General features: G+C 64.0%; 7 protein-coding genes. 6 read left to right on the forward strand and 1 reads right to left on the reverse strand.

What is annotated here, in order from left to right; genetic code table 11:
• The first annotated feature begins 247 nt into the window (after positions 1 to 247).
• From ACYVDK_RS06405 to ACYVDK_RS06430, 6 genes are all read left to right on the forward strand, one after another.
• Positions 248 to 637: a DoxX family protein gene (locus ACYVDK_RS06405; RefSeq protein WP_460519616.1), complete on the forward strand. Its 390-nt coding sequence runs from the start codon at positions 248 to 250 to the stop codon at positions 635 to 637.
• 211 nt (positions 638 to 848) lie between these two features.
• Positions 849 to 1,439, forward strand: coding sequence for an ECF RNA polymerase sigma factor SigK (gene sigK / locus ACYVDK_RS06410; RefSeq protein ID WP_460519619.1), 591 nt, complete (start codon positions 849 to 851; stop codon positions 1,437 to 1,439).
• The gene (locus ACYVDK_RS06415; protein WP_460519622.1) at positions 1,436 to 2,308 is read left to right on the forward strand and encodes an anti-sigma factor; all 873 of its coding nucleotides are present in this window, start codon (positions 1,436 to 1,438) and stop codon (positions 2,306 to 2,308) included. Before sigK ends, ACYVDK_RS06415 begins: the two co-directional genes overlap by 4 nt.
• 190 nt (positions 2,309 to 2,498) lie before the next feature.
• Positions 2,499 to 3,272: a hypothetical protein gene (locus ACYVDK_RS06420; protein WP_460519625.1), complete on the forward strand. Its 774-nt coding sequence runs from the start codon at positions 2,499 to 2,501 to the stop codon at positions 3,270 to 3,272.
• 13 nt (positions 3,273 to 3,285) lie between these two features.
• The gene (locus tag ACYVDK_RS06425; RefSeq protein ID WP_460519628.1) at positions 3,286 to 3,978 is read left to right on the forward strand and encodes a class F sortase; all 693 of its coding nucleotides are present in this window, start codon (positions 3,286 to 3,288) and stop codon (positions 3,976 to 3,978) included.
• Positions 3,979 to 3,989: 11 nt separating this feature from the next.
• Positions 3,990 to 4,586: a hypothetical protein gene (locus ACYVDK_RS06430; protein WP_460519630.1), complete on the forward strand. Its 597-nt coding sequence runs from the start codon at positions 3,990 to 3,992 to the stop codon at positions 4,584 to 4,586.
• Positions 4,587 to 4,638: 52 nt separating this feature from the next.
• On the opposite strand, the gene ACYVDK_RS06435 is transcribed toward ACYVDK_RS06430, so the two are convergent.
• Positions 4,639 to 5,004 carry a DUF7882 family protein gene (locus ACYVDK_RS06435; protein ID WP_460519633.1) on the reverse strand — a complete coding sequence of 122 codons (366 nt, stop codon included), beginning with the start codon at positions 5,002 to 5,004 and terminating at the stop codon, positions 4,639 to 4,641.
• Positions 5,005 to 5,301: the final 297 nt, after the last annotated feature.

The raw sequence follows: 5,301 nt of genomic DNA on the forward strand, positions 1-5,301 counted from the left end.
ATGCCGGACGCGACAGGCCACTACCCCTCAGAGCCTGCCCCAAGGAGCACGAACAACGTAACGGGCAAAGTGTGGGCACGGTAGCTGCGTGCGCGCAGGGCCTGAGGCTCAGGTCCTGAGGGCAACGAGCTCTGCCCCGTGCTGTGAATCGTGAAAGAGGCAAAGAGTCTGGCAAGAACTCCGAGAAACTTTCTTCTGCCAAGGACTTCCGCACCGGATCGCTGCACGCGCTGAGAGGATTGCTGTCGTGACGTTGGCTGCTTTCGTGCTGCGTGTCCTGCTCGCTGGGGTCTTCGTCGGTATGGGGATCAACCATTTCGTACCGCGATCGGCGCGTGTGATGGCGGCGATGATCCCGCCACGGTTGCGCGGGAGACGTATCACGCCTTTGATGCTTGTGTACTTCACTGGTGTTTGCGAGATCGCCGGCGCACTCGGCCTACTCTTCCCGCTCACCCGAACCGCGGCAGCTATCGCCCTGGTCGTGTTCCTTGCGGCAGTGTTCCCGGCCAACGCGTATGCCGCACAGCATCGCGACCGATTCGGGAGCCTCGCCGTTGCCTTCTGGCCGCGACTGATTGGCCAGATCGGGTTGGCTGTTCTCATCCTGGTGGCCGCGTTCGTGAATGGCGGCTAGGCCGAACTACTTCGGAGGGAGCTGCTACTCAGTTGGGTGTCGAGAAGGTGGCCGTGTTCCTCGGTGAGGTGCAAGCCGACATTCGACGTCGCGGAAACGGCCATCGCTCAAGCCTCCCCCGGTCTGTGGTGGTGGTGCACGTGTCGCGGGTACCAAGTGGTACCCGCCGGCGGGATAGGAACAGTTGTCCCGCTCCTGGGATGCTTTAGGTGTGCACCCGCAGCAGACGCCAGCCTCAAGCGGTGACGTGGCCGAAACGTCGCAGCTTGTTGACCAGCTGCTCGGCCGGGTTGCCGGCGGCGACCAGGCCGCGTTCGGCGAACTGTATGACATGGTCGTCTCCCGAGTGTTCGGAACCGTGCTCCGGCTGGTGATTGATCGGTCCCAGGCCGAAGAGGTGACCCAGGAAGTCTTTCTGGAAGTGTGGCAATCCGCTGCGGTGTTCGATCCGAATAGGGGTCGAGGGATCGGTTGGATCATCACCATGGCGAAGCGACGCGCCATCGACCGGATCCGCTCGGCGCAGGCCGCGCACGACCGCGACCTACGTGTCGGGATCAGGGAGTACGCGGTACTGGACGATGTCGCCGATGCTGCCGCGACCGTGATGGAACGTGATCGTGTGGGAAGGGCGATGCAACAACTGTCCGACCCGCAACGGCAGGCGATCGCACTGGCCTACGACGGGGGTCTCACTCACACCGAGATCGCCCAGCTTTTGAGCGTGCCCGTTGGCACAGTCAAAACGCGGCTACGCGATGGGATGATCCGGCTCAGACACGAACTGGGGGTGACCGTATGAGTAGTCACGGCGACACCGACCACCCCGAGGACGTCCGTCTGCTTTCCGCCGGTTACGCTTTGGGCTCTCTCACCCGCCGAGAACGCGCTGAGTACGAACGCTGGCTCGAACGAGGCGGTGCTGCCCGTGCCGAGGCGTCCGAGTTCGCGGAGGTTGTCACCATGCTGAACACGGCGACACCGGCAACCGAACCTCCTGCCGCGCTCAAGACAGCCCTGATGGCCCGAATCGCGGTAACTCCGCAGACTCGACCAATCATCGCCGGGCACGACCAGCGGGAGACGACGGAAGCTGTCGCGGCACCTGCGCTCGCGCGACCCGAACTCGAGCACGAATCCGTTGGCACTGGCTTCCTCGAAGAGGCACAGGAGGCCGCACCAGTGAAACACGGGCTGAGAGCGGCACAGCGGAAGGCGCAGCGACGCTGGTTCACCCGGCCCTTGGCCATGGTTGCTGCCGCAGCGGCTGCTGTTGTACTGGTTGCAGGTGGCGCCACGATAGGGGTGCATCTGGCCCAGCATCCGCAACACAGTGTGCAGGCGGACGCTCTGGCCTCGATCACTTCAGCCGCTGACGCGCAGCACGCCACCGTGAAGGTGACCGGCGGGGGAACAGCGACTCTGGTCTGGTCCGCTTCCCGCGGCAAGTCGGCGATTGTGGTTGATGCGGTTCGTACGGCGCCTGCCGGGAAGACATACCAGCTCTGGTACATCCGAGACGGGCACGCCACCTCGGCGGGATTCATGACCGGGAACTGGCAGGTCCTCAATGGTCAGCTGCAGCACGGCGACGTCGTCGGCATGACCCTCGAACCGGCCGGCGGATCCGCACAGCCAACCACCAATCCGATTGTCGCGATCAGCACCTAGCCCCTCGAACCCCGCTCACGACGCATCAAGTATCCCCTTTCCACCTCACCGCTGCGGCCCGTACCCGACGGCCGGATCGTGACCTCCGGAACGGATTGCGTGCTCATCAAATCCGTTCCCGGCATCGCTTCCGAATCCACCGGTGCCCCATATGGGTTTCACGGACGATTCGATGGCAAGGATGCTCAAGATGAACAAGAAGGCGAAGTTCCTTTTGGTTCCGGCGCTAGCCCTGGGTGCGGTCGCACTCAGCGCGGCCCCGGCGATGGCTGCAACCGGTACCGATGCGGGCTACCAGGCGACCCTGGCGCCGCTGAACGGAAGCACCGCATCAGGGACTGTGATGGTGATGGTCTCCGGTGACCAAGCAACGGTCACCGAACACGTGACCGGTCTAGCCGCAACCTTCAACGGAAAGCCTTACCCACACGTGCAGCACATCCACATCGACGGTGCCGGAACCTGCCCGACGATAGCGGCTGACACGAACAAGGACGGCGTGATCAGCACCACTGAAGGCGGCCCCTCGTACGGAAAGATCGGGGTCACCCTCTCCACCAGCGGAGACACCAGCCCGGCCGCCGCAACCGACCTGACGGTGGCGGGAATGGGGGCCTCCTACGACTACAACCGCACGATCACCCTCGACCCGGCCACTGCCGCATCGCTGAAGGCAGGGACTGCCGTAGTCGTGGTACACGGCCTGGACCCGGCAACCCTGCCCGCTGCAGCCCAGAAGGAGCCCAGCGACCTGGTCCCGTCCTTGCCGTTGGCGGCGACATCGCCGGCTTTGTGCGGCACACTGCAGGCCTCACAGATGCAGATGCCCGTCGGCGGCGCACAGACCGGTAGCGGTTCAACATCCACCGGTATCGACGTGGGTCTGTTGGCCCTAGGCGGTGGCCTTGCCGCCGCAGCCGCCGGAACGCTGATCGTCCGTCGTCGCATCGCTTCACGTCGCTAGGAACCTTCCAGCGATGAGCTCTCACCGCAAGTACAGCCGCCGCCGTCTCAGCCTGCTGACGGCGGCGGCCGTGCTGCTCCTCGCCGGCGCCGGGACCACCTCCGCTTGGGCGATATGGGGCAACCCTGCGCCGCCGCAACCACCAGCATCCGCGGCCACACCCACCCGAACACCCACGACTACCCCCACCCCCACCTCACCGGCAGCACCACGGCCGCCTGCAACAGTGGGCCCGATCCTGCCCGCATCGCTGCCCACCCACTTGTCGGTGCCGGCGATCGGTGTCGACACGGCCCTGATCCAGCTCGGACAGAACACGGACGGCACGGTACAGGTTCCGCCGCTCACCGCGAACTCGCCCGCCGGCTGGTACCAGAAATCGCCCACCCCGGGCCAGGTCGGACCCGCAGTGATCCTCGGACACGTCGACACTCCCGCCGGTCGTTCCGTGTTCTACAACCTCGGCAAACTCCGCCAAGGCGACCAGATCTCCGTCACCCGCGCCGACAACACCGTCGCCGTGTTCACCATCGACAAAGTTGCTGAATACCCCAAGAACGCGTTTCCACAGTTCGCTGTCTACGGCAACACGAACAACGCCCAACTCCGCCTGATCACCTGCGGCGGCGCCTACAACGAAGCCATCGAACACTACGTCGACAACATCGTCGTCTACGCCTCCCTCACCGCAAGCCACCCCGTCTAGTGAGCCGTCTCATGTCTGAAAACCACCCTCACCGCCCCATCACCATTGCGATGGTCACCGCAATGGCCCTACTGCTGACCGGATGCGCAGCAACCAATGCGACCTCACCCCAAGCAACCCACAGTCCCGCCACGGCATCATCCTCGGCATCCCCTCCAGCTGACTCGCCAGCTGCGGCAGGTCAGCCTCTGCCGGCAGCGCGAATGATCTGCACCCAGGAAACCCAAGGCAACATCGCGAAGATCCTCTCCATCGCCCACCCCACACCACCGCAATCGAGTTGGACGAATGGCCTCTACACGTGCATCTACCACGTGAACGGAAAAGCACTGCGCCTCTCCGTCCAACAATCGACAGACGACGCCGCAGCCAGGGCCTACTTCGCTACCAAACAGAAGTCAGCCCCCACCGCACAAACAATCGACGGCCTCGCCAGCCTGGGACTACCGGCCTACCTGACACCAGACGGCAAAGCCAGCTTCGTCAAGGACAACATGACCCTCCTCGTCGACGCCAGCCACCTGCCCGCTGCCAGGCCCGGACGACCAACCCGCACCCACATCGCCTACCAAATCGCCACAGCCATCCTCGCCTGCTGGAACAGCTAAACCTGCGATTGACCGTACAGTTCCTTGCAGCGCGCTATGGCAGGCCGGCAATTCACCGGCTGGGCGACATCGCCCGCCTCGGGTGGGCCGCGCGGTCGGGACGCTGCCCTCCGGCGCGTCGTACGTGTGCGGGTTTTCCGTCTTCGCCGAGAACGACCAGTCCGCGTGTGCTGTTCGCTGCCCTCTCCAGTAGTTGTATCCAGTCGCGGTTGATCGAGGGTACGCGGGACCCGAAGTATCTGAAGTACACGGGGCTCTGGGCTGACATCCACAGCGATGATCTCCCGCTTCCGATCGAGAGGTCTTCGAGCCAGGACATCAGGAAGGACTCGCTGCGGCGGAACTTGTTGACGATGACGATCTCGAGGTGGGTCAGAAGCCGGTCGTCGAACTCGACGTCTTGCGGACCGTAGACCATGGTTCCCAATTGTTCATTCCTAGGTGTCGTCTTGATCAATCAGCGCGAAGCCCTTCTTCCAGCGTCGGTAAGCACCAGAGCAGCGGCCGCGGCTGCGCTTCCCGCGGCCCGGGGAGCAGACGAGCGTGATGCCCATTTCGAGCCGGCTTGGCGACCGTATTGGGAGTGCCCGTCGCAGGCGGTATCGGTGAACTATCGCGCCTGCCCTGTATTGGGCTATTTGTTGAAGGGGGTCTGCTGCACGGATAGGTGACATCTGAGCTGTCTGGTCGTGAGACTGGGCTGGAAGGATGTCAG

It is taken from the genome of Humibacter antri, assembly GCF_054777235.1.